General features: G+C 65.8%; 28 protein-coding genes, 3 tRNA genes and 1 other RNA gene. 18 read left to right on the top strand and 14 right to left on the bottom strand.

The window, feature by feature from the left end; translation table 11 throughout:
- Positions 1 to 97 precede the first annotated feature (97 nt).
- Both RTY13_RS08155 and ssrA read right to left on the bottom strand, forming a co-directional pair.
- Positions 98 to 595, bottom strand: a complete 498-nt coding sequence (locus tag RTY13_RS08155) for a ClpXP protease specificity-enhancing factor SspB (protein ID WP_312782514.1) — start codon at positions 593 to 595, stop codon at positions 98 to 100.
- A 113-nt stretch (positions 596 to 708) separates the two neighbouring features.
- Positions 709 to 1,075, bottom strand: a transfer-messenger RNA (tmRNA) gene (gene ssrA / locus RTY13_RS08150).
- 195 nt (positions 1,076 to 1,270) lie between these two features.
- On the opposite strand from ssrA, the gene RTY13_RS08145 reads away from it, so the two are divergent.
- A complete protein-coding gene (locus tag RTY13_RS08145) occupies positions 1,271 to 2,299 on the top strand; it encodes a sialidase family protein (RefSeq protein WP_312782512.1) in 1,029 nt (342 codons plus the stop codon).
- Here RTY13_RS08145 and miaA read toward each other — a convergent pair.
- Positions 2,296 to 3,168: a tRNA (adenosine(37)-N6)-dimethylallyltransferase MiaA gene (gene miaA / locus RTY13_RS08140; RefSeq protein ID WP_312782511.1), complete on the bottom strand. Its 873-nt coding sequence runs from the start codon at positions 3,166 to 3,168 to the stop codon at positions 2,296 to 2,298. The two genes, RTY13_RS08145 and miaA, sit on opposite strands and share 4 nt — an antisense overlap.
- A gap of 77 nt (positions 3,169 to 3,245) precedes the next feature.
- Between miaA and RTY13_RS08135 the strand changes: the two genes are divergently transcribed.
- Positions 3,246 to 4,316: an Mrp/NBP35 family ATP-binding protein gene (locus RTY13_RS08135; RefSeq protein WP_312782509.1), complete on the top strand. Its 1,071-nt coding sequence runs from the start codon at positions 3,246 to 3,248 to the stop codon at positions 4,314 to 4,316.
- Here the strand turns inward: RTY13_RS08135 and RTY13_RS08130 are convergent.
- The 8 genes from RTY13_RS08130 to RTY13_RS08095 form a co-directional block, all read right to left on the bottom strand.
- Positions 4,313 to 4,633 (bottom strand): YbjQ family protein, encoded by a 321-nt coding sequence (locus RTY13_RS08130; protein ID WP_312782507.1) that lies wholly within the window; start codon positions 4,631 to 4,633, stop codon positions 4,313 to 4,315. The genes RTY13_RS08135 and RTY13_RS08130 overlap by 4 nt on opposite strands.
- Positions 4,634 to 4,648: 15 nt before the next feature.
- Complete coding sequence (locus RTY13_RS08125; RefSeq protein ID WP_312782505.1) at positions 4,649 to 5,176, bottom strand: dihydrofolate reductase; 528 nt, start codon at positions 5,174 to 5,176, stop codon at positions 4,649 to 4,651.
- Between the two features lie 52 nt (positions 5,177 to 5,228).
- Positions 5,229 to 5,900, bottom strand: coding sequence for an aquaporin (locus tag RTY13_RS08120; protein ID WP_312782503.1), 672 nt, complete (start codon positions 5,898 to 5,900; stop codon positions 5,229 to 5,231).
- Positions 5,901 to 5,996: 96 nt separating this feature from the next.
- Positions 5,997 to 6,305 (bottom strand): phosphoribosyl-ATP pyrophosphohydrolase, encoded by a 309-nt coding sequence (locus tag RTY13_RS08115; protein WP_312782501.1) that lies wholly within the window; start codon positions 6,303 to 6,305, stop codon positions 5,997 to 5,999.
- Between the two features lie 5 nt (positions 6,306 to 6,310).
- On the bottom strand, positions 6,311 to 7,168 hold the full coding sequence (locus RTY13_RS08110; RefSeq protein ID WP_312782499.1) for a thymidylate synthase: 858 nt from the start codon (positions 7,166 to 7,168) through the stop codon (positions 6,311 to 6,313).
- A gap of 122 nt (positions 7,169 to 7,290) precedes the next feature.
- On the bottom strand, positions 7,291 to 8,238 hold the full coding sequence (locus tag RTY13_RS08105) for a CsgG/HfaB family protein (RefSeq protein WP_312782497.1): 948 nt from the start codon (positions 8,236 to 8,238) through the stop codon (positions 7,291 to 7,293).
- Between the two features lie 347 nt (positions 8,239 to 8,585).
- Entirely contained in the window at positions 8,586 to 9,134 is a 549-nt protein-coding gene (locus RTY13_RS08100; RefSeq protein WP_312782495.1) for a DUF924 family protein, read from the bottom strand.
- Between the two features lie 76 nt (positions 9,135 to 9,210).
- Positions 9,211 to 9,287 (bottom strand) — tRNA-Pro (locus RTY13_RS08095).
- 210 nt (positions 9,288 to 9,497) lie between these two features.
- Here RTY13_RS08095 and RTY13_RS08090 point away from each other — a divergent pair.
- A tRNA-Gln gene (locus tag RTY13_RS08090) sits at positions 9,498 to 9,571 on the top strand.
- Between the two features lie 176 nt (positions 9,572 to 9,747).
- Here the strand turns inward: RTY13_RS08090 and RTY13_RS08085 are convergent.
- The 3 genes from RTY13_RS08085 to RTY13_RS08075 all read right to left on the bottom strand — a co-directional run bounded on the left by RTY13_RS08085 (position 9,748) and on the right by RTY13_RS08075 (position 13,765).
- Positions 9,748 to 11,835 carry a S9 family peptidase gene (locus RTY13_RS08085; RefSeq protein ID WP_312782492.1) on the bottom strand — a complete coding sequence of 696 codons (2,088 nt, stop codon included), beginning with the start codon at positions 11,833 to 11,835 and terminating at the stop codon, positions 9,748 to 9,750.
- Positions 11,836 to 11,965: 130 nt separating this feature from the next.
- Positions 11,966 to 12,042: transfer RNA gene (locus RTY13_RS08080), tRNA-Asp, on the bottom strand.
- Positions 12,043 to 12,154: 112 nt separating this feature from the next.
- Positions 12,155 to 13,765, bottom strand: a complete 1,611-nt coding sequence (locus RTY13_RS08075) for an AbgT family transporter (RefSeq protein WP_312782490.1) — start codon at positions 13,763 to 13,765, stop codon at positions 12,155 to 12,157.
- A 210-nt stretch (positions 13,766 to 13,975) separates the two neighbouring features.
- Here RTY13_RS08075 and RTY13_RS08070 point away from each other — a divergent pair, with 210 nt between their 5' ends.
- The 15 genes from RTY13_RS08070 (at position 13,976) to nuoL (ending at position 26,222) form a co-directional block, all read left to right on the top strand.
- Positions 13,976 to 14,353 carry an NADH-quinone oxidoreductase subunit A gene (locus RTY13_RS08070; protein ID WP_312782488.1) on the top strand — a complete coding sequence of 126 codons (378 nt, stop codon included), beginning with the start codon at positions 13,976 to 13,978 and terminating at the stop codon, positions 14,351 to 14,353.
- A complete protein-coding gene (locus RTY13_RS08065; RefSeq protein ID WP_292082645.1) occupies positions 14,323 to 14,934 on the top strand; it encodes an NADH-quinone oxidoreductase subunit B family protein in 612 nt (203 codons plus the stop codon). The genes RTY13_RS08070 and RTY13_RS08065 overlap by 31 nt, the downstream gene beginning before the upstream one ends.
- Positions 14,931 to 15,554, top strand: coding sequence for an NADH-quinone oxidoreductase subunit C (locus tag RTY13_RS08060; protein WP_312063429.1), 624 nt, complete (start codon positions 14,931 to 14,933; stop codon positions 15,552 to 15,554). The genes RTY13_RS08065 and RTY13_RS08060 overlap by 4 nt, the downstream gene beginning before the upstream one ends.
- A gap of 95 nt (positions 15,555 to 15,649) precedes the next feature.
- Positions 15,650 to 16,828 (top strand): NADH-quinone oxidoreductase subunit D, encoded by a 1,179-nt coding sequence (locus tag RTY13_RS08055; protein ID WP_292083358.1) that lies wholly within the window; start codon positions 15,650 to 15,652, stop codon positions 16,826 to 16,828.
- Positions 16,825 to 17,499: an NADH-quinone oxidoreductase subunit NuoE gene (gene nuoE / locus RTY13_RS08050; RefSeq protein ID WP_312782486.1), complete on the top strand. Its 675-nt coding sequence runs from the start codon at positions 16,825 to 16,827 to the stop codon at positions 17,497 to 17,499. The genes RTY13_RS08055 and nuoE overlap by 4 nt, the downstream gene beginning before the upstream one ends.
- Positions 17,499 to 17,768, top strand: a complete 270-nt coding sequence (locus RTY13_RS08045; RefSeq protein ID WP_312782485.1) for a hypothetical protein — start codon at positions 17,499 to 17,501, stop codon at positions 17,766 to 17,768. The genes nuoE and RTY13_RS08045 overlap by 1 nt, the downstream gene beginning before the upstream one ends.
- 6 nt (positions 17,769 to 17,774) lie before the next feature.
- A complete protein-coding gene (nuoF, locus tag RTY13_RS08040; RefSeq protein WP_312782482.1) occupies positions 17,775 to 19,088 on the top strand; it encodes an NADH-quinone oxidoreductase subunit NuoF in 1,314 nt (437 codons plus the stop codon).
- 5 nt (positions 19,089 to 19,093) lie between these two features.
- The gene (gene nuoG, locus RTY13_RS08035) at positions 19,094 to 21,139 is read left to right on the top strand and encodes an NADH-quinone oxidoreductase subunit NuoG (protein WP_312782480.1); all 2,046 of its coding nucleotides are present in this window, start codon (positions 19,094 to 19,096) and stop codon (positions 21,137 to 21,139) included.
- Positions 21,140 to 21,142: 3 nt separating this feature from the next.
- Entirely contained in the window at positions 21,143 to 22,219 is a 1,077-nt protein-coding gene (gene nuoH, locus RTY13_RS08030; RefSeq protein WP_312782478.1) for an NADH-quinone oxidoreductase subunit NuoH, read from the top strand.
- Positions 22,216 to 22,446, top strand: coding sequence for a hypothetical protein (locus RTY13_RS08025; protein ID WP_312063438.1), 231 nt, complete (start codon positions 22,216 to 22,218; stop codon positions 22,444 to 22,446). Before nuoH ends, RTY13_RS08025 begins: the two co-directional genes overlap by 4 nt.
- The gene (locus RTY13_RS08020) at positions 22,443 to 22,655 is read left to right on the top strand and encodes a hypothetical protein (protein ID WP_312782477.1); all 213 of its coding nucleotides are present in this window, start codon (positions 22,443 to 22,445) and stop codon (positions 22,653 to 22,655) included. Before RTY13_RS08025 ends, RTY13_RS08020 begins: the two co-directional genes overlap by 4 nt.
- The gene (gene nuoI, locus RTY13_RS08015; protein WP_003170180.1) at positions 22,655 to 23,146 is read left to right on the top strand and encodes an NADH-quinone oxidoreductase subunit NuoI; all 492 of its coding nucleotides are present in this window, start codon (positions 22,655 to 22,657) and stop codon (positions 23,144 to 23,146) included. Before RTY13_RS08020 ends, nuoI begins: the two co-directional genes overlap by 1 nt.
- A gap of 63 nt (positions 23,147 to 23,209) precedes the next feature.
- A complete protein-coding gene (locus RTY13_RS08010; protein WP_312782474.1) occupies positions 23,210 to 23,836 on the top strand; it encodes an NADH-quinone oxidoreductase subunit J in 627 nt (208 codons plus the stop codon).
- Entirely contained in the window at positions 23,836 to 24,144 is a 309-nt protein-coding gene (gene nuoK, locus RTY13_RS08005; RefSeq protein WP_105563431.1) for an NADH-quinone oxidoreductase subunit NuoK, read from the top strand. The genes RTY13_RS08010 and nuoK overlap by 1 nt, the downstream gene beginning before the upstream one ends.
- Before the next feature lie 14 nt (positions 24,145 to 24,158).
- A complete protein-coding gene (gene nuoL / locus RTY13_RS08000; RefSeq protein ID WP_312782542.1) occupies positions 24,159 to 26,222 on the top strand; it encodes an NADH-quinone oxidoreductase subunit L in 2,064 nt (687 codons plus the stop codon).
- Positions 26,223 to 26,226 lie beyond the last annotated feature (4 nt).

Genomic DNA, 26,226 nt, shown 5'->3' with positions numbered 1-26,226 from the left:
CAGCCTCCCCCACTTTCAAACTAAGAGAACCATGATCTCTGTCTGCTTTCCACCCCAACCGGACCTCTGGTGCGTCAGATCATGCGGCGGTGAACACCTATTTCTTGCGGAACTGATCCAGCGAAACGACCTTGGGGCCGTCGTCGTCGCCCGAGGGGGGCGGGGCGGCGTTCGGGTCGCGGGCCGGGGGCGTGAGCGGCGCGATCTCGGCCTCGACGATTTCAGGCTCTTCGAACTGCAGCAGGAACTGGACGCTGGGATCGTAGAAGCGGGTCACGGCCGAATAGGGCATGGCCAGGACCTTGGGCATGCCGCCGAACTTCAGCATGATCGAGAAGCGGTCGTGCTGGACGTCCAGATCCCAGTACTGGTGCTGCAGGACGATGGTCATTTCGTCGGGGTATTTGGCCAGCACGTCCGGCGGCACCGAGACACCCGGCGCCCGAGTCTTGAACGTGATGTAGAAATGGTGCGCGCCGGGAATGCCGGCAGGCTCGGCCGCGCGTTCCAGCGCCGAGCGGATCACGCCGCGCAGGGCGTCCTGGGCGAGCTGCTCATAGTGCATCTCATCGACCGGGGGAGCTTGATCCGTCATCGGGGCCTCGAAACTGGAAACGCGCGACTGTTACCCGCGACAAGCGAGTGACGGAAGATGCCGATGTGAGGAAAATGGGGAGCTTCTGGCGTCAGGCGCCTGCAATGTCTGAAAGCGCCGGGATTCTGTTGCCAGGCTCCCGACAGGCCCCGCCTGAGGATCTGAACCCCCAGGACTTACAGTGTTCGAAATCAACCGAACCGCATTACGCGGCGAGGCGGACTTCTCCAGCGAAGTTATCGTTCGCAGTTATAAAATGGCCCGATACGGTGGGCCAAGACGGGCAAAAGCATCCTCTTTACACGTCCGTCGATGCTAGTCGGCCCCGCAGCTCCCGCCGATAACGCGGTGAGAGATTTGGTGGAGCCGCCGGGAATCGCACCCGGGTCCGGTCCGCTTATTACAGGCGCGTTTATCGCCATAGTCCGGGCGAACCCGAACAGAACCAATATAGGTCTTCTCGACCGCCTATCCAAGAGGGAGGCTGCCTAACGTGTCGGATTTCCAGCCGATTTGTCGCTGGGCGCCATGATTGACACCGGTAGACATGACCGCAACCATGAGAGGAGACAGGGAGGACGCGGCATGGCGGAGATCACGCGCAGACGACTGGGGCTTGGCTTAGGCGTAGGGCTGGGCGTCGGTTTGGCCGCTAAGGGCGTTGATGCGGCAGGCTTGAAGGGTCCGACAGACAAATCGGCCATCGTGCGTTCCGGCTTCATCTATGAGCAGGCGCCCTATCCGCAATGCCATGCCTCCACCATCGTGGAGACCACGGGTGGCGTCATGGCGGCGGCCTGGTTCGGTGGTACGCATGAAAAGCACCCCGACGTCTGCATCTGGTTCGCGCGGTTCGAGAACGGCGCCTGGACCGAGGGCGTACAGGTCGCCGACGGCGTGCAGGCCGACGGATCACGCCTTCCGACCTGGAATCCCGTCCTGTTCCAGCCGCCGCAAGGCGATCTGATCCTGTTCTACAAGATCGGGCCTGACCCATTCAGTTGGTGGGGCATGGCCATGACGTCGCCGGACGGCGGCCGGACGTGGACGGCGCCGCGCCGCCTGCCGGACGGTGTGCTCGGGCCGATCAAGAACAAGCCGGTCGTCCTGGCTGACGGTACCTGGCTGTCGCCATCCAGCACTGAAGCCGGAGAAGGCATGGGCTCTGCGGCCGGGGCCGACTGGCGGCTGCATTTCGAGATCAGCACGGATCAGGGCCGCCACTGGAGCCTGACCGAAGCGGTCGCCTCGCCGCTGAACATCGACGCCATCCAGCCCAGCGTTCTGATCCACCCGAACGGCGCGCTTCAGGCCGTAGCGCGGGCGCGTCAGGGGGCGCTGGCGTCCAGCTGGTCACGCGACGGCGGACGAACATGGAGCCCCATCGGCGCGGTCGATCTGCCCAATCCCAATTCGGGCACGGACGCCTCGACCCTCAAGGATGGGCGTCACCTGATGATCTACAATCATGCGGGGCATGAGCCGGATCGACCGGGGCGCGGGCCGCGGTATCCGCTCAATGTCGGTCTGTCGGCCGACGGTCTGTCCTGGCGAAACGCGCTGACGCTGGAGAGCGAGCCCCTGACGCACGGTTACGCCTATCCGGCGGTGGTTCAGGCGTCAGACGGGCTGGTGCATGTCACCTATACGCACGACCGGACCCGCATCCGGCACGTGATACTGGACCCGTCGCGACTGGCCTAGGCGCGCGCCCAGTCCGGCGTCTGGTTGCGGAACCAGGTCAACTGTCGTTTGGCGTAGTTGCGGGTGGCCTGCTGCGTTTGGCGGATGGCCTGTTTCAGCGAGGTCTCGCCGGCCAGGTGGGCGATCAGTTCGCGCACCCCGACCGCTTTCATGGCCGGGAGGCTATGATCCAATTTGCGGTTGACCAGACCCTTCGCTTCGTCCAGCGCGCCCTGTTCGATCATCATGCCGACCCGCTGGTCGCAAGAGGCGTAGAGCGCCTCGCGATCGGGTTCCAGCACGAGGCCGTTCCAACTGCCGGGCGTCAGAAGCGGACGGGTGTCGGCGATCCAGTCGCTGAGGCTGCGTCCGGTGTGGCTGGCCACACTCAGGGCGCGGATCAGGCGCTGGCGGTCGCCGGGGGTGATGGCGGCGGCGGATTTTGGATCGACCTCGGCCAGGCGGCGGCGGAAGGCGGCTTCGCCCTCAAGGTCGTAGTCGGCCTGGACCGCGTCGCGAACGGCGTCGGGCACGGCGGGAATGTCGGCCAGACCGCGCGTCAGGGCGTTGAAATAGAGGCCAGTGCCGCCGACCAGCAGGGCGGGGCGACCTTGCGCCGCCAACTCGTCCAGCAGCGGCATGACGGCGCGGGTCCAGCGGCCGACCGACCAGGATTCGGCGGCGTCGGCCACGCCATAGAGGCGGTGCTCGGCGCGGGCCTCGTCCTCGAGCGACGGGCGGGCGGTGAGAATGCGCAGGTCGGCGTAGAGTTGCTGGCTGTCTGCGTTGATGATGACGGCGCCGGTCTTCTCGGCCATTTCCAGCGCCAGACGCGACTTGCCCGAGGCGGTCGGGCCGGCGATCAGGGTGAGGCGGGGCGTTTTGGTCAAAGGAACAGGCTCGCGAACAGGACCGGACGGCGATAGAACGCCCGCGACCGGCCCGGCAAGGGCCAAGGAGCAAAGCCTTGATCGACCGCACCGCCGTAATCGCCGCCCTCGACGCCATTGTGGACCCGAAATCGGGACAGGGGCTGGTCGCCGCAGGTCTGGTTCAGGGGCTGACGGTGGCCGAGGACCGCGCGGGTTTCGTCATGGAAGTGCCCGCAGGCGAGACGGCCATTTACGCGCCGGTGCGCGACGCGGCCGAGGCGGCGCTGAAGGCCATGCCGGGCATGGCGCGGGTGTCGGTCGTCCTGACCGCCGAGACGGCGCCCGCCGCCGCGCCGCGCCGCACGGCGGGCCTGTCGAAGGCCGCGACCGATCAGGGGCGGGCCAAGGCGCCGGTGCCGACGGAACGCCCCGCCCATGTGAAGCGCGTCCTGGCCGTGGCCAGCGGCAAGGGCGGGGTGGGCAAGTCGACAGTGGCGGTCAATCTGGCGGCGGCGCTGGCGGCCAGGGGCTTGTCGGTCGGGGTGCTGGACGCCGACGTCTATGGCCCGTCGCTGCCGACCATGCTGGGGCTGTCGGGCCAGCCGGCCTATGAGGACGGGGCCATCGTCCCCCATGTCGCACACGGCCTGAAAGCCATGTCGGTGGGTCTGTTGACCAAGGCCGATGACGCCATGATCTGGCGCGGGCCGATGGCGTCGCAGGCCATCACCCAGATGCTGACCCAGACCCGCTGGGGGACCGAAGAAACGCCTCTGGACGTGCTGGTGGTGGACTTGCCGCCGGGCACCGGCGACGTGCAACTGACCCTGATCCAGAAGACGCCGCTGGACGGCGCGGTCATCGTTTCGACCCCGCAGGAGGTGGCGCTGGCCGACGCCCGCCGCGCCCACACCCTGTTCCAGCGCGTCAACGTGCCGACCCTGGGCCTGATCGAGAACATGAGCGGGCCAGTCTTCGGGCAGGGCGGTGCCGAGGCCGAGGCCTCCCGGCTGGGCGTGGCCTTCCTCGGCGACCTGCCGCTGGACGCCGCCCTGTGTCAGGCGGGCGACGCCGGGCGACCGCTGGTTTCGGCGGCGCCCGAGAGCGAGGTGGCGCAGCGCTTCGCCATAGTGGCGGCGCGGGTGGCCGAGGCTCTGGGCCTCTAGGCCGGTTCGACCACGACCGCCGTGCCGTAGGCCAGAACCTCGGTCACGCCGGGCATGATCTCGTTGGCGTCATAGCGCATGGCCAGGATGGCGTTGGTGCCCATGTCGCGCGCGTGGGCGACCAGTTCCTCATAGGCTTCCTGGCGCGCGGCCTCGGCCAGCTTCACATAGGCGCCGACGCTCCCGCCCAGCATGGACTGAACCCCGCCGATCGCGTCGGAAATGGCGTTGCGCGAGCGCACGGTGACGCCGCGCACCATGCCGATGTGGCGGACGATGCGGTGGCCGGGCAGATCGTTGGTGGTGGCGACAAGCATTTCGGCGGCTCCGGTTCAGCGGCGGTCCAGGGTGCGGAAGGTGAAGGCGTGGTCGTCCTTCTCGCCCGCCGGATGGGATTCCGACAGGGTCTCGACGAAGGCGGTCTCGTCGAAGGCCGGGAAATGGGCGTCGCCCTCAGGCTCGGCCTTGACCTCGGTGATGTAGAGGCGCTGGGCGCGCGGTAGGGTCGCCTCGAACAGGGCGGTGCCGCCGATGATGCAGACCTCGTCCACGCCGTCTTCCTCGGCGGTTTCGCGTGCGATGGACAGGGCTTCGCCCAGGTTGGAGCAGACCAGAGCGCCCTTGGACATGCCCTCGGATTCGTAGGAGCCGTCCTTGGTCAGGACGATGTTCAACCGACCAGGCAGGGGCTTGAGCGGAAGGCTCTCCCAGGTCTTGCGGCCCATGATGCAGGGCTTGCCGACGGTGACGGCCTTGAAGCGTTGCAGGTCCGAGCGCAGCCGCCAAGGCAGGTCGCCGTCTCGGCCGATGACGCCGTTTCGAGCGCGGGCGACGACAAGGGCGATCTTTGGAACAGGCACTGGCGGACTCCGGCAGACGGGGGCGACGCGACGCCGCCCCCTCGAAGCCGACTTAGGCCTCTGGCTCGAGCAGTTTCAAGCGGAAGAAGGCCGCGCCGATGACAGCGCCGATGGCTGGAGCGACAAAGAAGACCCAGACCTGGTTCAGGGCCTGGCCGCCGGCCAGCAGCGCAGGGCCGAAACTGCGGGCCGGATTGACCGAGACGGCCGTCACCTGGATGCCGACGATGTGGATGACGGCCAGGGTGATGCCGATGGCGACGCCGGCGAAGGCACCGTGGCCCTTGGCACCGGTCACGCCCAGGATGACGATGAGGAAGATGGCGGTGGCCACGATCTCAAAGATCAGGGCGGCGTGCAGGCCGTACCCGCCGGGGGACGTCGCGTCGAAACCGTTCTGGCCCAGGCTGGTGAAGCCGGTCTTGGCGATCAAGCCGAGGATGGCCGCGCCGATGATCGCGCCGATGAACTGGGCGAGCCAGTAGATGAGCATGTCTCTGGCGCTCATCCGCCCGGCGACGAAGACGCCCAGGCTGACCGCCGGATTGACGTGACAGCCGGACACCGGCCCGATGCCATAGGCCATGGCGATGATGGCGAAGCCGAAGGCCAGGGCGATGCCCAACTGCCCCACATGATCGAAACCGCCGAGCACGGCGGCGCCGCACCCGAACAGCACCAGCACCATCGTCCCGACCAGTTCGGCCGCAAACTTCTTCAACATGACAACCCTCCCGTTTCATGCCCCGCATCGACGCGGATCAGGGAAGGGTGCGCCGAGTCCGGCGTTTTCGCCAGACGATGTTACGGCAGTTTACGATCAGGCGCTGCGAGCTTGTGGCTCCAGCCACTTCAGCCATTTGCGTTGCATGGCGGCTTCGAGGTCGATGCCGGCGTGGTCGCAGTAGATCAGCAGCATGCCGAGGACGTCGGCGGCTTCGTCGGCGAGGGCGGTTGCGTCTGGGGCTCCGCGTGCCCGACCGGTGAGGTTCAGGTGCTCCTTGGTCAGTTCGCCGAGTTCTTCCTGCAGCTTTAGCAGGGCCCAGTCACGGTCGCGGTCGATGGAATGCTCGCGCGCATAGATGTCGGAGATGCGGAGGACGTCCGCCTTCAGGTCAGCGATCTTCATGCGGGTCAGACCGCGACGGCGGCTTTGATGTGCGGCCAGGGGGCGTAATCGGTCAGCACGAAGTCCGACAGCTCATAGGCAAACAGGTCGGATTTGGGCGCGACGGTCAGGGTCGGCAGGGGCAGGGGCGCGCGGGTCAGTTGCAGCTCGGCCTGCTCCAGATGATTCAGATACAGGTGAGCGTCGCCGAAGGTGTGGACGAAGTCGCCGGGCTTCAGTCCCACGACCTGAGCCAGCATGATGGTCAGCAGGGCGTAGGAGGCGATGTTGAACGGCACGCCGAGGAAGACGTCGGCGCTGCGTTGATACAGCTGGCAGCTGAGCTTGCCGTCGGCGACGAAGAACTGGAACAGGCAATGGCAGGGCGGCAGGGCCATGTCGTCGACGTCGGCCGGGTTCCAGGCGCTGACGATGTGGCGGCGGCTGTTGGGGTTGGCCTTCAGGCCGTGGATCAGCTTCTGGATCTGGTCGATGCTCTGGCCGTTCGGGGCGGCCCAGGAGCGCCACTGCTTGCCGTAGACGGGGCCGAGGTCGCCGTTTTCGTCGGCCCATTCGTCCCAGATGCCGACGCCGTTGTCCTTGAGCCAGCCGATATTGGTGTCGCCGCGCAGGAACCACAGCAACTCGATGAAGATCGAGCGCGTGTGCAGCTTCTTGGTGGTCAGAAGGGGGAAGCCCTTCGACAGATCAAAGCGGATCTGACGGCCGAAGACGCCGAGGGTGCCGGTGCCGGTGCGGTCGTCGCGGCGCACGCCGTTGTCGAGGATGTCGCGCAGCAGGTTGAGATACTGCCACTCGGGGTGGTCGGCCGGGGCCGCCCCGCTGCGGGTTTCCAGATCGGCGAGGGCGAGTGCGGCGGTCATGGGAAGAGAGGATGGGGCCGAATCAGTCCCGCCGTCACCCTCGACGAATCATTGCCCACAGAAACAAGAAGCGCCCGCCGAACGGATCGACGGGCGCTGCTCAACTTAGCCGTGACGCCGGATCAACGACCTGGGGCCAGACGCTCGTTCTGAACCCAGCCGACATTGTCGTTGTCGTCCATGACCTCCCACCAGACGCCGTCGCGGTTGCCGGTCGGATAGAGGCGCAGGCCCACGGGCAGGGCGCGCACGACCGAACCGCCGTTAGCGGCGGACCGCAGGGTCGCAGCCTGCTGGACGGTATAGGTCTGGACCGGGGCGGCCTGCGCCGCAGAGCCGCCTTCGAGGCCGCCCATCTGGGTCACCATGTCGGTGTAGGCCTGGATGAAGGCCTGGGCCACGATGCGGCCGATCTCGGTGTTTTCATAGCTGCCGCCGCCCAGAGCGCCTGCACCGAAGCCGCCGGCGCCCAGGCCCCAGCTCATGTCGCGCTTGGAGGCGTAGCCTTCGGTCACCAGCTGGGTTTCCGAGGTGCGAACATTGGTCAGCGACAGGACGGTGTTGGCTTCCATGTTGCGGGTGCGCAGGCCGCCGACGAGGGCGCCCGCACGACCGCCGAGCGCGGCGCCGGCCAGACCCGCCAGGGCGCTGCCGCCCGTGTTGGCGTTCTGGCTGGCGATTTCGCCGACTAGGACATAGTCCGCTGCGCGGACCTGGCCGCCGCCGACGTTGGAGCCGCGTTGCAGGTCGCCGCCCGAAGCCAGTTCGCGCTCACGCTGGGCCACGTTCATGCCCGTGCCGCGATCAACCAGGGTGAAGCAGCCTGAGCGTTGGATCACGACGCGCAGCAGGCTTTGCGGCGGAGACAGTTGAAGCTCACGCCAGTAGCTGGACTGACCGTCGGCGATGGTGATGGAGCCGAGGCTGGCGCGGCAGCGCGGGATCTGCGCCATCTGGGCGTCCTGCGTCTGCTGGGCGCTGCTGCGACGGGCTTGCGCTTCCGAAGCGGTCGGCAGGATCGAAGCCGTCATGAGGGCGGCGAGGGCCGGGGCGATGATGCGGGTCTTCAAGGCACGATCTCCTGTTTGTTTTGAAGCTTCACTGCTCTCGACGCGCGTTCACGACGTAGGCGGCAACGCCGCAGCCGTGGCGCGCCGAGGGCGATAGATGCGGGTTAGCTTTCGGCGGTCAGGCGTTCCCCTGCAGCCAGCCGATGTTGTCGTCGCAGTCTAGGACCTCGACCCACGGACCGTCGGTCTTGCCAGCGGTCAGCGGGCGGACCGCGCCGCCGTCGGGGGGCGAACGTGGCGATCAGGCCGATCGTCAAGCATGGCGTAAAAATGGCAGTTTCCCCATCCGAATATGGCGGGTCGTCTAGCGTCGCCATATGGAGGAAGCAACCGCCGCAGTGTCACATTCAGCCCTTGAAGCCGTCTCCGGCCAGGAATGCCGCCTCGTCCGCCGTCGTGTCGCGGCCCAGACAGGCGTTGCGATGGGGGAAGCGGCCGAAACGGGCGATGATGTCGCGGTGAATGACGCCGAACTTGTAGGTGTTTGGCTGGTCGGTCTCGTCCAGCAAGGTCAGCAGCGCCTCCTGGTCCGCAAGCGATTCCGAATGCATCAGGGGCATCAGGACGAAGGGACGCAGATCGTGGGCCACCTTTTGGTCGTCGCCGCGGGCGATGGCCGCCTTGGCGAACATCAGGGCCAGGGAATCGGTGGCGAACATATGGGCCGTGTCGCGGAAGGCGTTTCGCGGCAACTGGTCCAGCAGCAGGATCAGGGCCAATGCGCCTTGGGGCGTTTCGGTCCAGTGGTCCAGTTCGCGGCGGGCGGCGGCGAAGTGGATGTCGCGGCACTGCTCGGTAAAGGCCGCGTCGAAGGCGACGTCCTTGGCGAACCATTTGTCGGGACCGGCCTCGGTCCAGAAGGCGACGACTTCGGCGGGAGTAAGCAGCTTGATCATGCTGCAGAGCTTAGCGTGCGCAGGCTTGAATGCACGGCCCCGCGAGGGGGAAATCATCTGATGATGTAAGGAAAAATGGTCGGAGTGAGAGGATTCGAACCTCCGACCCCTGCGTCCCGAACGCAGTGCTCTACCAGACTGAGCCACACTCCGACATTTTTCTCAGCGCGGGCCAGGGGCCGTTGTTGCGCCGAGGAGGGGGCTTATAGCCACGTGTTTCGGACCTCGCAAGCGGGGAATTTGCGGTTTTTAAAAAGTCGCTGCTCGATGAAAATTCTTTTGTTTTCAGTGTTGCATCCCCGAAAAGCTTGGCGTATCTCACCGCTCCTCGCAGCGACGAACTGCGGGGCGCACTGGTCCTGCTGGGGAATGGTGTAATGGTAACACTACGGTTTTTGGTACCGTCATTCTAGGTTCGAGTCCTAGTTCCCCAGCCATCCGCCCTTCGGGCGAGAACACCGACCGGCTCAGAGTTTCTCTCCTGTTATTGAAGCGTGATCGCTTAAGCGGCCGACATCTTGCCTGCGCTTGACGTGCGTCATGCTGAACTGTGCCGCCAAAGATAAAGGCCGCCGGGGTGATCCGGCGGCCTTTGGCGATTCTGGTCTTGTGCCTAGCGTGCTGTCGTCGGGGGCGAGATCGTCGAAGCCGGGGCGCCGTCCTTGTAGCGGTCGAACCAGGCCAGGATGGCGTTGATCCTGGCGGCGTTTTGAGACGGGCGGACCGCCAGGCTGTGGCCGACCCCCGGAATTTTGACCAGGGCCGTGGGTACGCCGCGCAACTGCAGGGCGGTGTAGAGCTGTTCCGACTCACTGACCGGAGTGCGGTAGTCCTCATCGCCAACGACGACCAGGGTCGGCGTTCTGACATTGCCGACCAGCGAAAGCGGCGAGCGGCGCCAGTAGGCCTCGGGATTCTCCCACGGATATTCGCCGAACCAGTAGCGAGCGAAAAAGGCCGGGTTGTCGCCGGTCAGGACGAAGCTGGCCCAGTCGATGACCGGCTTCTGGCTGGCGGCGGCCTTGAAACGGTTGGTCTTACCCACGATCCAGGCGGTCAGCACGCCGCCGCCAGAGCCGCCGGTGACGAACAGGCGGTCGGGATCGGCCACGCCCTTGGTGATGATGGCGTCGACGCTGCTCATCAGGTCGTCGTAGTCGTGACTCGGGTAGTCGTGGTGGATCAGATTGGCGAACTCCTCACCATATGAGGTCGAGCCGCGCGGATTGACTGACAGGACGGCGTAGCCCGCTGCCGCGAACAGCTGGTTGTCGGTCGCGAAGTGCGGACCATAGGCGGCGAAGGGGCCGCCGTGGATTTCCAGGATCAGCGGATACGTCTGGCCTTCGACATAGCCGGCGGGCAGGGTCAGCCAGGATTCGATCGCGCGGCCGTCGTGCGAGGAGGCGACCTCCAGCCGCTGGACGGCGCCCAGGGTCTTGCCTTCCAGGTAGTCGGCGTTCAGTCGGGTCAGCTGGGTCTGACGGCCTTGACGCAGAATGTGGATGTCGGCGGGGCGCAGGGCGTCGCCGCGCGTGAAGGCCACAGCGCCGTCGTCGGCCACGGAGAAGTCGCCGCCGGAGTAGGGGCGGCCGATGTCGGCGCCGCTGAGCCCCTGAATCACCGTCGAGACGGTGCCGTCCAGCGACACGCGGGCGACCGTGGTCGAGCCGTGGTCGTCATAGGCGATCAGCATGGAGCGCCCGTCATGGTTCCACGCCGGCGACTGGACCGAACGGTCCAGAGCGTCGGTCAGGACGCGCTGGTTCGAACCGTCGCGGTCCATCACATAGAGGCGGGTGTTGTGATAGCCCATCCGTCGGTCGTCATAGCCGACATAGGCGATGCGGCGGCCGTCGGGCGAGGCGACCGGCGACTGGTCCGGGCCGCGGCGGTCGGTCAGGGCGGTCAGGGCGCCGGAGCGGACGTCCAGGGCATAGATCTCGCTGTCCGCGGCCTCGCGCTGCCAGTCGGCGCCGCGATTGGCGCTAAGGTAGAGGGTGGCGGAATCGGGCGACCAAGACAGGTCGCCGCCATGGTTGAAGTCGCCCTGGGTCAGCTGACGCGCGCCGCCGCCGTCAGCGGGGACGACGAAGACCTGGCGATAGCCAGGCTTCAGATAGCCCTGGCCGTCGGCGCGATAGGTGACGGTGTCGATGACCTCCAGCGGCGGGGCCCATTGGGCGCCTTCGGGCTTGACGAGCGGCGCGCCCAGCTTCGGCGCCTGTCCGGCGACCAGGACGGAATAGGCGATCTTCGTCCCGTCCGGGGACCAGCTGATTCCCGTTGGCGTATTGGGCAGGCTGGTGACGCGCACGGACTGGCCAGAGGCGATCCAGCGCACGAACAACTGGGCGCCGCCGCCCTCGGCGGTCGAGACATAGGCGACGCGCGTGCCGTCCGGCGACCAGCGCGGCTGGCTGTGGGACCCGGCCGTGGCGACCAGAGGGGTCTGCTGGCCGGTGCGCGCGTCGATCAGCCAGATCGTCGGCCGCATCCGGTCCGTCATGATGTCGGCGGTCTGGCGCACATAGGCGATGCGCGAACCGTCCGGGCTGATCTGCGGGTCCGAAGCGACTTCGAGGCCGAACAGGTCCTGGGCCTGGAAGCGGGTGGATTCTGACGCCAGAGGCGCGGGCTGCGCCATTGCGGGGGTGGTCAGAAGGGCCAGCGCGCAGCAGGCCCAGATTGCTTTATGCATCGGCGTTTCCCCCTCTGGAACGCCATGATCATAGATGCGGCGAAGGGGGCGGCAAGCGGCATTGAAGCTGCGTGCTGTTCTCTAATGTAAAGAGAGAGGCGGTGTGCGCCATTCCTTTCGTTGAAAGGAATGGCGCGAGTGACGGGGCTCGAACCCGCGACCTCCGGCGTGACAGGCCGGCACTCTAACCAACTGAGCTACACCCGCGTTTCCCGAACCGAAGCGCTGTGCGCCGCGGCGAGGGGCGTCGTTTAGGCGGGGCCGCAGCGCCCGTCAAGCGGCCCTGCTGTGGATAAGCGAAAATATCGCAAGACCTCCGTTACTTGGCGGCTGCGGCGGCTTGCGGCGGGGCGACGGGGCCGGCGATTCCGCCGTCCGTGGGCAGGTGCGAGGCGACGGCGGGCGGAGGCGGTTCATAGTGAACGCCCACGCCCGGCCCCAGCGGTAGATCCAGCGCCACCCAGGTCGCCACCATGATCAGACCAGCCACCAGGAAGGCTCCGGCGTAGGGCAGCATGGTGGCCATCAGGGAGCCGAGACCGAAGCGGGGGTCCCAGCGCTGGGCGAAGGTCAGGATGAGGGGGAAGTAGCTCATCAAGGGGGTGGCGATGTTGGTGACGCTGTCGCCCATGCGATAGGCGGCGGTCGTCATCTCGGGGCTGATGCCCAGCAGCATGAACATGGGCACGACGATGGGGGCCAGCGCCGACCACTTGGCCGATGCCGAGCCGATGAAGAGGTCGAAGACGCAGGACACCAGCACCACCACGATCAGCAGCAGGGGCGTGGGCAGGGCCAGTTCGCGCAGGGAGGCGGCGGCGTTGACCGCCAGGATGGGGCCCAGGCCCGACCAGTTGAACATGGCGACGAAGTGCGCGGCGAAGAAGGCCAGGACGATGTAGGGGGCCAGCTGGCTGATTCCCTCGCGCATCATGCGCACCAGATCATGGTGCGACTTGATCGAGCCTGAGCCGACGCCGAAGGCCGCGCCCGCGCCGAAGAAGGTCAGGGCGAAGAAGGCGACCAGCGAACGATAGAGCGGGTTGAAGCGCTGCTCAGGCTCGGCGTCGGCGTCGACGAAGGGCGAGCCGGGCAGGAGGGTGATCGCAGTCCAAATCGCGATCATCGTCAGGATGGTCAGGCCCGCGAACAGCAGGCCGCGCTTTTCGGCGCTGGACAGCGGTTGCTTTTCCTCAGCCGTCGCGGGGGCGGCGGAGGTGGGAACCCACGGCCCGAGGCGCGGCTCGATCACCCGGTCGGTCAGGAACCAGACGATGGGGGTGAAGACGAAGACGACGCCGACGATGAAGAACCAGTTGCCGGCGATGCTGACGGCGTAGGACGGGTCGATCAGGTGGGCGGCAGGCTCGGTGATGCCCAGGATCAGTGCGTCGCTGGCGCCGGGGAAGAGGTTGCCTGCATAGCCGCCCGAGACGGCGGCGAACCCGGCGGCCAGACCGGCCAGGGGATGGCGGCCCGCCGCGGCGAAGATGACGGCGGCCAGCGGAATCACCACGACATAGGAGGCGTCAGAGGCGTGGTGGGACACCATGCCGGTCACCACCACGATCGGCGTCAGGATGAATCGCGGTGCGTTCAGCAGGGCGCCGCGAATGGCGGTCGAGAACATGCCGGTCCGCTCGGCGACCGAGGCCCCGTAAATAATTGTGATCACGATCCCCAGGGGCGGGAAATCGGCCAGGGTGCGCGGCATGCCGATGAAGAGCCGCTCCAGATTGGCCGGCGACAGCAGGCTCTCGGCCTGCAGCACGTCGCCGGTCACCGGGTTGACCGCTGACCAGCCCAGGCCGGCGCCGACCAGGCTGAGCACGATCAGGCCCAGGATCAGCCATAGAAAGAGAAATACGGGATCGGGCAGACGATTGCCGACGCGTTCGATGGTGTTCAGCAAGCGGGCTGCCAGGCTCATGCTGTGACCTTGATTACAGAGGTATGGGAAAGGCGCCATTTACGCGTATCGACGGTGCGGCTGGCAATGTCGGGGGCTGCGGCAAAACGCGCGCGGGCTTGCGAACCATTCTCAACAAAAAACCTTTGCCGACATGGGTTTGAACCTATCGAAGGTTGGGTCTAAGAAGCCCCGAATCCGCCCCCTCCCTCGGCGGGCGAGGCAGCTCGAATGAACGCATTTCTTCTAGAATACCTCCCGATCGTCGTTTTCCTGGCGATCGCCGCCGTCCTGGGCCTCGGCTTCATGCTGGCCGCCTGGGCCCTGGCGCCGAAAAACCCCGACACTGAAAAGCTGTCGGCCTATGAGTGCGGCTTCAACGCCTTTGACGACGCACGCATGAAGTTCGACGTCCGGTTCTATCTGGTGTCGATCCTCTTCATCATCTTCGACCTGGAAGTGGCCTTCCTGTTCCCGTGGGCGGTGTCGATGTTCGACCTGTCGCACGGCGGCATGATCTTCGCCTTCTGGTCGATGATGGCCTTCCTCGGCGTCCTGACGGTCGGCTTTATCTACGAATGGAAGAAGGGAGCGCTGGAATGGCAATAATCGCGCCATCGTCGCCTTTGGCGTCGCCCCTGGTCCCCGCCGGCTCGGCCGCGCGCTCGACCGTGGAAGGCTACGACCCCAAGATTCACGACAAGTTCTTCGAGGCGGTGAACACCGAGCTCGGCGAGCAGGGCTTCCTGACGACCTCGCTGGACGACGTCATCAACTGGGCTCGCACGGGTTCGCTGATGTGGATGTCGTTCGGCCTGGCCTGCTGCGCCGTGGAGATGATCCACCTGTCGATGCCGCGCTTCGACCTGGAACGCTTCGGCACCGCGCCGCGCGGCTCGCCGCGCCAGTCGGACCTGATGATCGTCGCCGGCACCCTGACCAACAAGATGGCTCCGGCCCTGCGCAAGGTCTATGACCAGATGCCGGACCCGCGCTACGTCATCTCGATGGGCAGCTGCGCCAACGGCGGCGGCTATTATCACTACAGCTACAGCGTCGTGCGCGGCTGCGACCGCGTGGTGCCGGTGGACGTCTATGTCCCGGGTTGCCCGCCGACGGCCGAAGCCCTGCTGTACGGCATCCTGCAACTGCAGAAGAAGATCCGCCGCACGGGGACGATCGAGCGATGAGCGAACTGGTGCGCGTCGCGGAGCGCGAATCCGCCCTGACCCCGCTGGGGACCGAAATGGTGGCGGCTCTCGGTGTCGAGGCCGTCGTCGCCTTTGGCGAGCTGACCCTGATCGCTCCGCGCGAGAACATCGTCGCCGTCATGACGGCCCTGCGCGACCAATTCGGCTTCCAGCTGCTGATGGACGCTTGCGGCGCTGATTACCCGGATCGGGCAGAGCGCTTCGAGGTGGTCTATCACCTGCTGTCGCTGACCCGCGCCGCGCGTGTTCGGGTCAAGGTTTCGACCGATGAAGTGAAGCCTGTGCCCAGCGTGGTTTCGGTCTATCCGTCGGCCGGCTGGTTCGAGCGTGAAGCCTTCGACATGTACGGCATGATCTTCTCGGATCACCCCGACATGCGTCGCATCCTGACCGACTACGGTTTCCAGGGGCACCCGCTGCGCAAGGACTTCCCGATGACGGGCTATGTCGAGGTCCGCTACGACGAAGAGCAGAAGCGCGTGGTCTATGAGCCGGTGAAACTGGCCCAGGAATATCGCAACTTCGACTTCCTCTCTCCGTGGGAAGGCGCTGAATATCCGACCGTCCTGCCGGGCGACGAGAAGGCGGGAGCCAAGTAATGGCTGACGGAAACAACACCCCGGCGACGGCCGCGCCCAAGGCGATCGATCCGTTCGAGGACTATGAAGACGGCCTGACCCCGCACGCGCGGGCGATGGACGACCGCAAGTTCACCATCAACTTCGGCCCGCAACACCCGGCCGCGCACGGCGTGCTGCGTCTGGTGCTGGAGCTGGACGGCGAGCTGGTGACCCGCGTCGACCCGCACATCGGCCTGCTGCACCGCGGCACCGAGAAGCTGATGGAGTCGCGCACCTATCTGCAGAACATCCCCTACCTGGACCGGCTGGACTACGTCTCGCCGATGAACCAGGAACACGCCTTCTGCCTGGCCATCGAGCGCCTGCTGGAAGTCGACGTGCCGTATCGCGGCCAGCTGATCCGGGTCCTGTACTCGGAGATGGGCCGCATCCTGAACCACCTGCTGAACACGACCATGCAAGCCATGGACGTGGGCGCCCTGACCCCGCCGCTGTGGGGTCACGAAGAGCGCGAGAAGCTGATGGTCTTCTACGAGCGCGCCTGCGGCGCCCGTCTGCACGCCAACTACTTCCGTCCGGGCGGCGTCCATCAGGACCTGACGCCGGAGCTGGTCGACGACATCGGCCGCTGGTGCGCCGAGTTCCCGGCCAAGCTGGCGGACATCGAGAGCCTGGTCACCGAGAACCGCATCTTCAAGCAGCGCAACGTCGACATCGGCGTGGTGTCCAAGGAAGAGGCCCTGGCCTGGGGCTTCTCGGGCGTCATGCTGCGCGGCTCGGACATCGCCTGGGACCTGCGCAAGGCCACGCCTTACGACTGCTACGCCGACCTCGAGTTCGACATCGCCGTGGGCAAGAACGGCGACTGCTGGGACCGTTACCTCTGCCGCGTCGAAGAGATGAAGCAGTCGGTGCGCATCATGGAGCAGTGCATCCACAAGCTGCGCAACTGCCCCGGCGAGCCGGTCCTGGCCGAAGACCACAAGATCACCCCGCCGCGCCGCGGTGAGATGAAGCGTTCGATGGAAGCGCTGATCCACCACTTCAAGCTCTACACCGAGGGCTTCAAGACGCCGGAAGGCGAGGTCTATGCGGCCGTCGAAGCGCCCAAGGGCGAGTTCGGCGTCTATCTGGTGTCGGACGGCACCAACAAACCCTACCGCGTCAAGCTGTCGGCCCCCGGCTTCCGTCACCTGCAGGCGATGGACTGGATGAACACGGGCCACATGCTGGCGGACGTGTCGGCCATCCTCGGCTCGCTCGACATGGTGTTCGGAGAAGTGGACCGATGAGCGTTCGTCGCCTCGCCAAGGAACAGCCTGAATCCTTCGCCTTTTCAAAGGACACGAAGGCCAAGGCCGAGTGGTGGATCAAGAAGTACCCTGAGAACCGCCGTCAGTCGGCGGTGATCCCGATCCTGTGGCTGGTCCAGAAGCAGGAAGGCTGGGTCTCGGAACCCTCCATCCGCGCCATCGGCGAACTGCTGGGCATGCCCTTCATCCGGGTGCTGGAGGTCGCGACCTTCTACACCATGTTCCAGCTGGAGCCGGTGGGCAAAGCCGCCCTGATCCAGGTCTGCGGCACCACCCCCTGCATGCTGCGCGGCGCCAATGAGCTGATGCGCGTCTGCAAGGAGAAGATCGGGCCCAAGGACGAACTGTCCGCCGACGGCCGCTTCACCTGGCAGGAAGTCGAGTGCCTGGGCGCCTGCGCCAATGCACCGATGGCCCAGATCAACGACTACTATTACGAAGACCTGACGCCCGAGACGATGGCTCAGATCATCGACGACTTCGCCGCCGGCAAGTCGCCGAAGCCGGGTTCGCGCGTCGGTCGTCACACGTCCGAGCCCGAGGGCGGCGCCAAGACCCTGACGGATCCGACGCTGTACGACGGCTCGCGCGCCAAGAAGATCAAGTCGCTGCCGAACTCGAAGCCGGCGGCTGAGAAGGCTCCGGCCTGATGACGCGACCGAACCTGGACACGGATGAGGGCAGGGCGGCTTACCGGGCCGAGCTGCGCCGCGTCGGCTGGCCTTTCCGCTGGGGCGGGATGGCGCTGATCGTGGTGGCGGCTGGACTGGTGCTGTTCGCTCGCGAAGGTCGGTTCGGACTTACGGAAGATGCGGTGACGGTCGCCTATGGCGTCCTGGCCGTGGGTTGGGCGCTGGTGATCGGTTCGATCTTCATGCGCACCCGCCATCATAAACGCCGCATGGCGGAAGGACTTTAAGGGCTCATGGTCGGAATCCTCGAAGACAAGGACCGCATCTTCACCAACCTCTACGGTTTCCATGACTGGGGCCTGGAGGGGGCGAAGCAGCGCGGCGCGTGGAACGCCACCAAGGACATGCTGGACCTTGGCCGCGACTGGATCATCAACAACGTCAAGAACTCTGGCCTGCGCGGACGCGGCGGCGCCGGTTTCTCGACTGGCCTGAAGTGGTCCTTCATGCCCAAGGAAGTGAAGGATCGTCCTCACTACCTGGTCATCAACGCCGACGAATCCGAGCCCGCGACCTGCAAGGACCGCGAGATCATGCGTCATGATCCGCAACTGCTGATCGAGGGCGCGCTGATCGCCTCGTTCGCCATGCAGGCCCACGCCTGCTACATCTACCTGCGCGGCGAGTACGTGCTGGAGCGCGAGCGTATGGAGGCCGCCGTCAAGCAGGCCTATGAGGCCAAGCTGATCGGCGACAACAACGTCCACGGCTGGGACTTCCACGTCTATATCCACCACGGCGCCGGCGCTTACATCTGCGGCGAAGAAACGGCTCTGCTGGAAAGCCTGGAAGGCAAGAAGGGCCAGCCCCGCCTGAAGCCGCCGTTCCCGGCCGGCGCGGGCCTCTACGGCTGCCCGACGACCGTGAACAACGTGGAATCCATCGCCGTGGTCGGCACCATCCTGCGTCGCGGCGCGGACTGGTTCGCCAGCTTCGGTCGTCCGAACAACACCGGCACCAAGCTGATGTCCCTGTCGGGTCACATCAACACGCCGTGCGTGGTCGAAGAAGCCATGTCGATCCCGCTGCGCCAGCTGATCGAGGATCACGGCGGCGGCGTGCGCGGCGGCTGGGGCAACCTGAAGGCCATCATTCCGGGCGGCGCGTCCTGCCCGGTCATCACGCGCGAGCAGGCCGAAACCGTCCTGATGGACTTCGACTCCATGCGCGAAATGCGTTCGTCGCTGGGCACGGCCGGCGTGACCGTCATGGACGAGTCCACCGACATCGTGAAGGCGATCGCCCGCATCAGCTACTTCTTCAAGCACGAGAGCTGCGGCCAGTGCACGCCGTGCCGTGAAGGCACCGGCTGGATGTGGCGCGTGCTGGAACGCATGGCCGTCGGCGACGCCGATCCTTCGGAAATCGACCTGCTGCTCGACGTGGCCGGTCAGGTCGAAGGCCACACCATCTGCGCCCTCGGCGACGCCGCGGCCTGGCCTGTTCAAGGCCTGATCCGCCACTTCCGTCACGAGATCGAAGACCGAATCCACACCTACCGCAGCCGCCGCGCGAACTTCGCCGGCCACGCGATCGCGGCGGAGTAATCGTAATGCCTATCGCCAAGGTCAACGGCGTCGAAACCGAGTTCGAACCCGGCATGACGGTTCTGCAGGTCGCAGAGCGCGCCGGTCAGGAGATCCCGCGTTTCTGCTACCACGAGCGTCTGTCCATCGCCGGCAACTGCCGGATGTGCCTGGTTGAAGTGAAGCCCGGACCGCCGAAGCCGCAGGCTTCGTGCGCGCTTCCGGCCATGGACGGTCAGGAGATCTTCACCGACACGCCGATGGTCAAGAAGGCCCGCGAAGGGGTGATGGAGTTCCTGCTCATCAACCACCCGCTGGACTGCCCGATCTGCGACCAGGGCGGCGAGTGCGACCTGCAGGACCAGGCCGTCGGCTACGGCCGTGACGGTTCGCGCTACGGCGAGAACAAGCGCGCGGTCGAAGAAAAGAACATGGGCCCGACGGTCAAGACGTTCATGACGCGCTGCATCCAGTGCACGCGTTGCGTTCGCTTCATCACCGAAGTGGCCGGCGTGCCGGACATCGGCATGATCTCGCGCGGCGAAAGCGCCGAGATCACGACCTATCTGGAAAAGAACATCGACAGCGAGCTGTCGGGCAACGTCAACGACCTGTGCCCGGTGGGCGCCCTGACGCACCGTCCGTGGCAGTATCACTATCGTCCGTGGGAACTGAAGAAGACTGAGACCATCGACGTCATGGACGCCCTGGGCTCGAACATCCGCGCCGACGCGCGCGGCGCCGAGGTCATGCGCGTTCTGCCGCGCGTGAACGAGGGCATCAACGAAGAGTGGCTGTCGGACCGCTCGCGCTACGCCGTCGACGGCCTGCAGGCGCGTCGTCTGGACCGTCCGTGGGTGCGTGAGAACGGCAAGCTGCGCGTCGCTTCGTGGGACGAGGCGCTGACCGCTGTCGCGACCAAGATCAAGGCGGCCTCGACCGACCGCATCGGCGTCATCGCCGGCGACCTGCAGGACGCCGAGTCGATGAAGGCCGCGCTGGACCTGTTCCGCGCCCTGGGCTCGGCCAATACCGACTGCCGTCAGGACGGCGCCGCGATCGGGCAGGGGGCTCGCGAGGGCTGGCTGTTCAACTCCGGCTTGCAAGGCATTGAAAACGCTGACGCCATCCTGATCGTGGGCGCCAACCCGCGCGTCGAGGCGCCTCTGCTCAACGCCCGCATCCGCAAGACCTGGCTGAAGGGCGCCGCCGAGATCGGCGTCATCGGCGAGCAGGTCGACCTGACCTATGACTACAACTACCTGGGCGCCGGTTCTAAGACTGTCGGCAAGCTGCCCAAGGCCGCCGTCGACTTCCTGACCAAGGCCGAGCGTCCGGCGATCATCGTCGGCGCGGGTGCCCTGACCGGCGAGACCGGCGCGGCCGTGCTGAACGCCCTGGGCGCGCTGGCCAAAAAGGTCGGCGTGGTCAAGGACGGCTGGAACGGCTTCAACGTCCTGCACACCGCCGCCGCGCGCGTCGGCGGTCTGGACATGGGCTTCGTCCCCGCCGAGGGCGGTCTGGACGTGGCCGGCATGCTGAAGCCGGGCGCTCTGGACGTTCTGTTCCTGCTGGGCGCCGATGAAGTGAACGCCTCGGCTTCGGACGCTTTCCGCGTCTATCTGGGGTCGCACGGCGATCGCGGCGCGCACGGCGCCGACGTCATCCTGCCGGGCGCCGCCTATACCGAGAAGTCGGGCCTGTACGTGAACACCGAGGGCCGGGTGCAGATGGCGGAACGCGTCGTCTTCCCGAAGGGCGAGGCCAAGGAAGACTGGGCCGTCATCCGCGCCCTGTCGGAACGCGTCGGCCACAAGCTGCCGTTCGACACCCTGGAGCAACTGCGCGCCAAGCTGATGGGCGACCATCCGACTTTCGGCCGCATCGACTACCTGGCCCCGGCGGCTTCGTTCGACGTGGCGGCCCTGGGCGCCAAGGGCGACCTGGGCGACGTCGCCTTCGTCTCGACCGTCGTCGATCCCTACCTGACCAACCCGATCGCGCGCGCCAGCGAAACCATGGCCCAACTGTCCGCTGAGCGGACGGCCCCGGTCGTTCTGGCGGCGGAGTAAATCATGGACGCTGCGACCTCCTTCTGGGCCACCCCCCTCGGCTGGACCCTCGCCACCATCGGCGGCATCCTGATCGTCACGGTCGGGATCCTGATCTCGCTGGCCTTCCTGCTGCTGGCCGACCGCAAGATCTGGGCCGGCGTCCAGCTGCGCAAGGGCCCCAATGTGGTCGGCCCGTTCGGCCTGCTGCAGTCCTTCGCCGACTTCTTCAAGTTCGTGCTCAAGGAAATCGTCGTCCCGTCGGGTTCCGACAAGGTCGTCTTCCTGGCCGCGCCGCTGATCACCTTCATCCTGGCCTTCATCGCCTGGGCAGTGATCCCGTTCGCGCCGGGCTGGGTGATCTCGGACCTGAACGTCGGCATCCTCTACATCCTCGCGATCAGCTCGCTGGGCGTGTACGGCATCATCATGGGCGGCTGGGCTTCGAACTCGAAGTATCCGTTCCTTGGGTCGCTGCGTTCGGCGGCGCAGATGGTGTCCTATGAGGTCTCGATGGGCCTGGTCATCATCAACGTCATCCTGCTGGCCGGGACGATGAACCTGACCGAGATCGTCACCCAGCAAAACGGGTGGATCTGGAACTGGAACGCCTTCGGCGGCGGCGCCGCGACCTGGCCGACCATTTTCGTCATGATCCCGATGACGATCGTCTTCTTCATCTCGGCCCTGGCCGAGACCAACCGTCCGCCCTTCGACCTTCCCGAAGCGGAGTCGGAGCTGGTGGCCGGTTATCAGGTCGAATATTCGTCGACGCCCTATCTGCTGTTCATGATCGGCGAGTACGCCAACATCGTCTTCATGTGCGCCATGATCAGCCTGCTGTTCTGCGGCGGCTGGAATCCGGGCTTCCCGACCGACTTCCTCGACAGCTGGCCGACCTTCCTGGCCAACCTGTTCTACTTCCTGGTCCTGGCGACCAAGATCGTCTTCTGGTTCTTCATGATCGCCCTGGTGAAGGCCTTCGTGCCTCGCTACCGCTACGACCAGCTGATGCGTCTGGGCTGGAAGATCTTCCTGCCGTCGTCGCTGATCGCCGTGGTGGCCGTGGCGGCCTGGCGTGTCTTCGCGGTGGGCGCGTGATGGGCGTTCGCGCCACATCACTGCTTGCGCTGGCCTTCGCCGCCGGCCTGTCGGCCTGCACCTTCAAGCCGATCGAGCCGGCTGCGCCTGAAGGCGCGGCGGCCCGGATGGATCGCGTCGAGCGCGAGCGTCGGGACGAGGCGGACAAGCGGGCCTATTGCCAGCGTCTGTCGCGCGACGATCCGCGTTTCGACCGCGACGACTGCAAGCGGCAGGTGGGCGGATGAAACAGGCTGTCGTCATGATGTTCGCCCTGGCCGCGCCCTTGCTGGCGTCGGCCTGTGCGCCGTATGAGGCCGATCCGGTCTCGGTCTATCAATGGGAACGCAAGGTGGAGCAGGTGCAGAGGCAGGAAGCCGAACGCCAGCGTGTCTGTGGAACCCTCGACAAGGAAAGCGCGCGCTATCAACGCGAGTGCGCCGGAGTGAAATCGTAATGCTGACCCGTATCGTTCAGGCGGCCAAGGGCGCGATGCTGACCGACGTGTTCGGCGCCGTCGGCCTGTCGCTGAAATACATGGCCAAGCCCAAGGCCACCGTGAACTATCCGTTCGAGCGCAACCCGCAGTCGCCGCGTTTCCGTGGCGAACACGCCCTGCGCCGCTATCCGAACGGTGAAGAGCGCTGCATCGCCTGCAAGCTGTGCGAGGCCATCTGCCCGGCGCAAGCCATCACCATCGAGGCCGAACCGCGCGCCGACGGCAGCCGCCGCACGACCCGCTACGACATCGACATGGTCAAGTGCATCTACTGCGGGCTGTGCCAGGAGGCCTGCCCGGTGGACGCCATCGTCGAGGGACCGAACAGCGAGTTCGCCACCGAGACGCGCGAAGAACTGCTCTATGACAAGGCCCGACTGCTGGACAATGGCGACCGCTGGGAACGGCTGATCGCGAAGAATCTGGAACTCGACGCTCCGTATCGCTAAACCGAGCCGCGATTCCGCCACGGGATCGCTGCGCAAGACTTTGAAGGGGGCTTTGTCCCACCCATGCTGCAAGGCATAGCGTTTTATCTACTGGCGACGGTCGCCGTGGTCTCGGGCCTTCTGGTCGTGACCGCGCGCAATCCCGTGCACTCCGTCCTGTGGCTGATCCTCAGCTTCTTCTCGGCCGCCGGCCTGTTCGTCCTGCTGGGCGCAGAGTTCCTGGCGATGCTGCTGGTGGTCGTCTACGTGGGCGCCGTCGCGGTGCTGTTCCTGTTCGTGGTCATGATGCTGGACGTCGACTTCGTCCGCCTCCGCGAAGGCTACGCCCAGTATCTGCCGCTGGCGGCCATCGTCGCCGGGGTGCTGCTGGCCGAGATGATCATGGTGTCGATCACCGTGGTGCAGGGCGGGGCGGCCAAGGCCGCGATCGCACCGGTCGTCGCCGGGCCTGACGCCTCGAACGTCGAGGTGATCGGCCGCGTCCTCTACACGGACTACGTCTACTTCTTCCAGGCTGCGGGCATCGTGCTGCTGATCGCCATGATCGGCGCCATTGTCCTGACCCTGCGTCATCGTCCCGGCGTCCGTCGTCAGGACCTGGCCGCCCAGGCCAACCGCGAACGCGCCAAGGCCGTCGAGGTCAAGTCGGTCGCCACCGGCCAGGGCGTCACCCCCGAGGAGCTTCTGTGATGGACATCTCGCTCCAGCACTACCTGGCGGTCGCCGCCATGCTGTTCACCATCGGCGTGTTCGGCATCTTCGTGAACCGCAAGAACGTCATCATCATCCTGATGTCGGTCGAGCTGATCCTGCTCGCGGTGAACATCAACTTCGTCGCCTTCTCGACCTATCTGAACGATGTGTCGGGTCAGCTGATGGCCATGTTCGTCCTGACCGTCGCCGCGGCTGAAGCCGCCGTCGGCCTGGCGATCCTGGTGACCTTCTTCCGTAACCGCGGCGACATCGCGGTTGACGACGCCTCCGTGATGAAGGGCTGATCGGAACCGTGACTATCCAGACTCTCGTCACTCTCGGCGTCTTCGCCCCTCTTCTGGGGGCGATGATCGCTGGCTTCTTCGGTCGCAGGATCGGGAACATCGTCTCGCAGTCGGTCACGACCGGCCTGCTGTTCTTCTCGTGCGCGATCTCGTGGATCGTGTTCAGCCAGTGGACCTGGGGCGGGCTCGAAGCCTTCACTGTCCACATTGCGCCCTTCATCCACGTCGGCGACTTCCAGTCGAACTGGTCGATCCGCGTGGACGCCATGTCGGCCACCATGCTGATCGTGGTGACGACGGTGTCGTCGCTGGTTCACCTGTATTCCTGGGGCTACATGGCCGAGGACGACAGCCGTCCTCGCTTCTTCGCCTACCTGTCGCTCTTCACCTTCATGATGCTGGCGCTGGTGACGGCCGCCGACTTCCTGCAGATGTTCTTCGGCTGGGAAGGCGTGGGTCTGGCCTCCTATCTGCTGATCGGCTTCTGGTACAAGAAGGACACCGCCTCGGCCGCCGCCATCAAGGCCTTCGTGGTCAACCGCGTCGGCGACTTCGGTTTCCTGCTCGGCATGATGACCGTCTTCTGGATGTTCGGCACGATCGAGTTCGCCAAGCTGTTCCCGCTGATCGCCGGCAAGGCCGGGACGGGCTGGGACTTCCTGGGCCACACCTGGTCGGCGCTGGATCTGGCCGGTCTGCTGCTGTTCATCGGCGCCATGGGCAAGTCGGCCCAGTTCTTCCTGCACACCTGGCTGCCGGACGCCATGGAAGGCCCGACGCCCGTGTCGGCCCTGATCCACGCGGCGACCATGGTCACCGCCGGCGTCTATATGGTCTGCCTGCTGTCGCCGCTCTATGAGCACGCGCCGGTCGCGTCGCTGTTCATCGCCATCATCGGCGGCATCACGGCCATCTTCGCCGCGACCGTCGGCATGATGCAGAACGACATCAAGCGCGTGATCGCCTACTCGACCTGCTCGCAGCTGGGCTACATGTTCTTCGCTGCGGGCGTGGGCGCCTATCAGCCCGCCATGTTCCACCTGTTCACGCACGCCTTCTTCAAGGCTCTGCTCTTCCTGGGCGCCGGTTCGGTGATCCACGGCATGCACCACGAGCAGGACATGCGGAACATGGGCGGCCTGTGGAAGCTGCTGCCCGTCACCTATGCGGTCATGATGATCGGCACCATCGCCATCACCGGCCTGGGTCTGCCCGGCGTCGGCGGCTTCGCCGGCTTCTACTCCAAGGACTCCATCCTCGAGAGCGCCTATGCGGCGGCGACGACGGGCCACTCGGCCGCGGGCATGTTCGCCTTCGTCATCGGCATCTCGGCGGCCCTGCTGACGGCCTACTACTCGTGGCGTCTGGTCTTCATGACCTTCCACAACAAGCCTGTGTGGAAGGAAGAGGAGGGCGCGCACCACGCCGACGCCCATGCCCATGACGCGCACGGTCACGACGACCACGCTCATGATGATCATGCGCACGACGACCATCACCATGGTCCGCTGTCGCCCCATGAGAGCCCGCTGCCCATGGTCCTGCCGCTGCTGGTGCTGTCGATCGGCGCAGTGTTCGCGGGCATGATCTTCGCCCCCCACTTCATCGGTCATCATGAGGGCGAGTTCTGGCGCGGCGCCATCTTCGTCGGAAGCCACAACCACGTCCTGCACGAGAGCCACAACGTCCCGACCTGGGTGAAGTGGGCGCCGCTGGTCGTGACCCTGCTCGGCACCTTCGCCGCCTTCTGGATCTATGTCCTCAAGGAAGGCGTCGCCAAGCAGTGGGCCGACCGCAAGGGACCGCTGTGGACCTTCCTCTACAACAAGTGGTTCTTCGATGAGCTGTATGACGCCGTCTTCGTGAAGGGCGCCAAGGCGATCGGCGACTTCTTCTGGAAGATCGGCGACGTGAAGATCATTGACGGTCTGGGCCCCAATGGCGCCGCCTGGGCTTCGCTGAAATCGGGCGGCTGGCTGTCGCGCTTCCAGTCCGGTTTCGTCTACTTCTATGCATTCGTGATGCTGATCTGCGTGGCTGCGTTCCTTGCCTTCGCCATCTTCACGTGGGGAGCCTGAGCCT

It is taken from the genome of Brevundimonas sp. (assembly GCF_032055285.1).
GTDB lineage: Bacteria > Pseudomonadota > Alphaproteobacteria > Caulobacterales > Caulobacteraceae > Brevundimonas.
The sequence above is the reverse complement of the archived record's forward strand: the minus strand, read 5'-3'. Positions and strand labels throughout refer to the sequence as shown.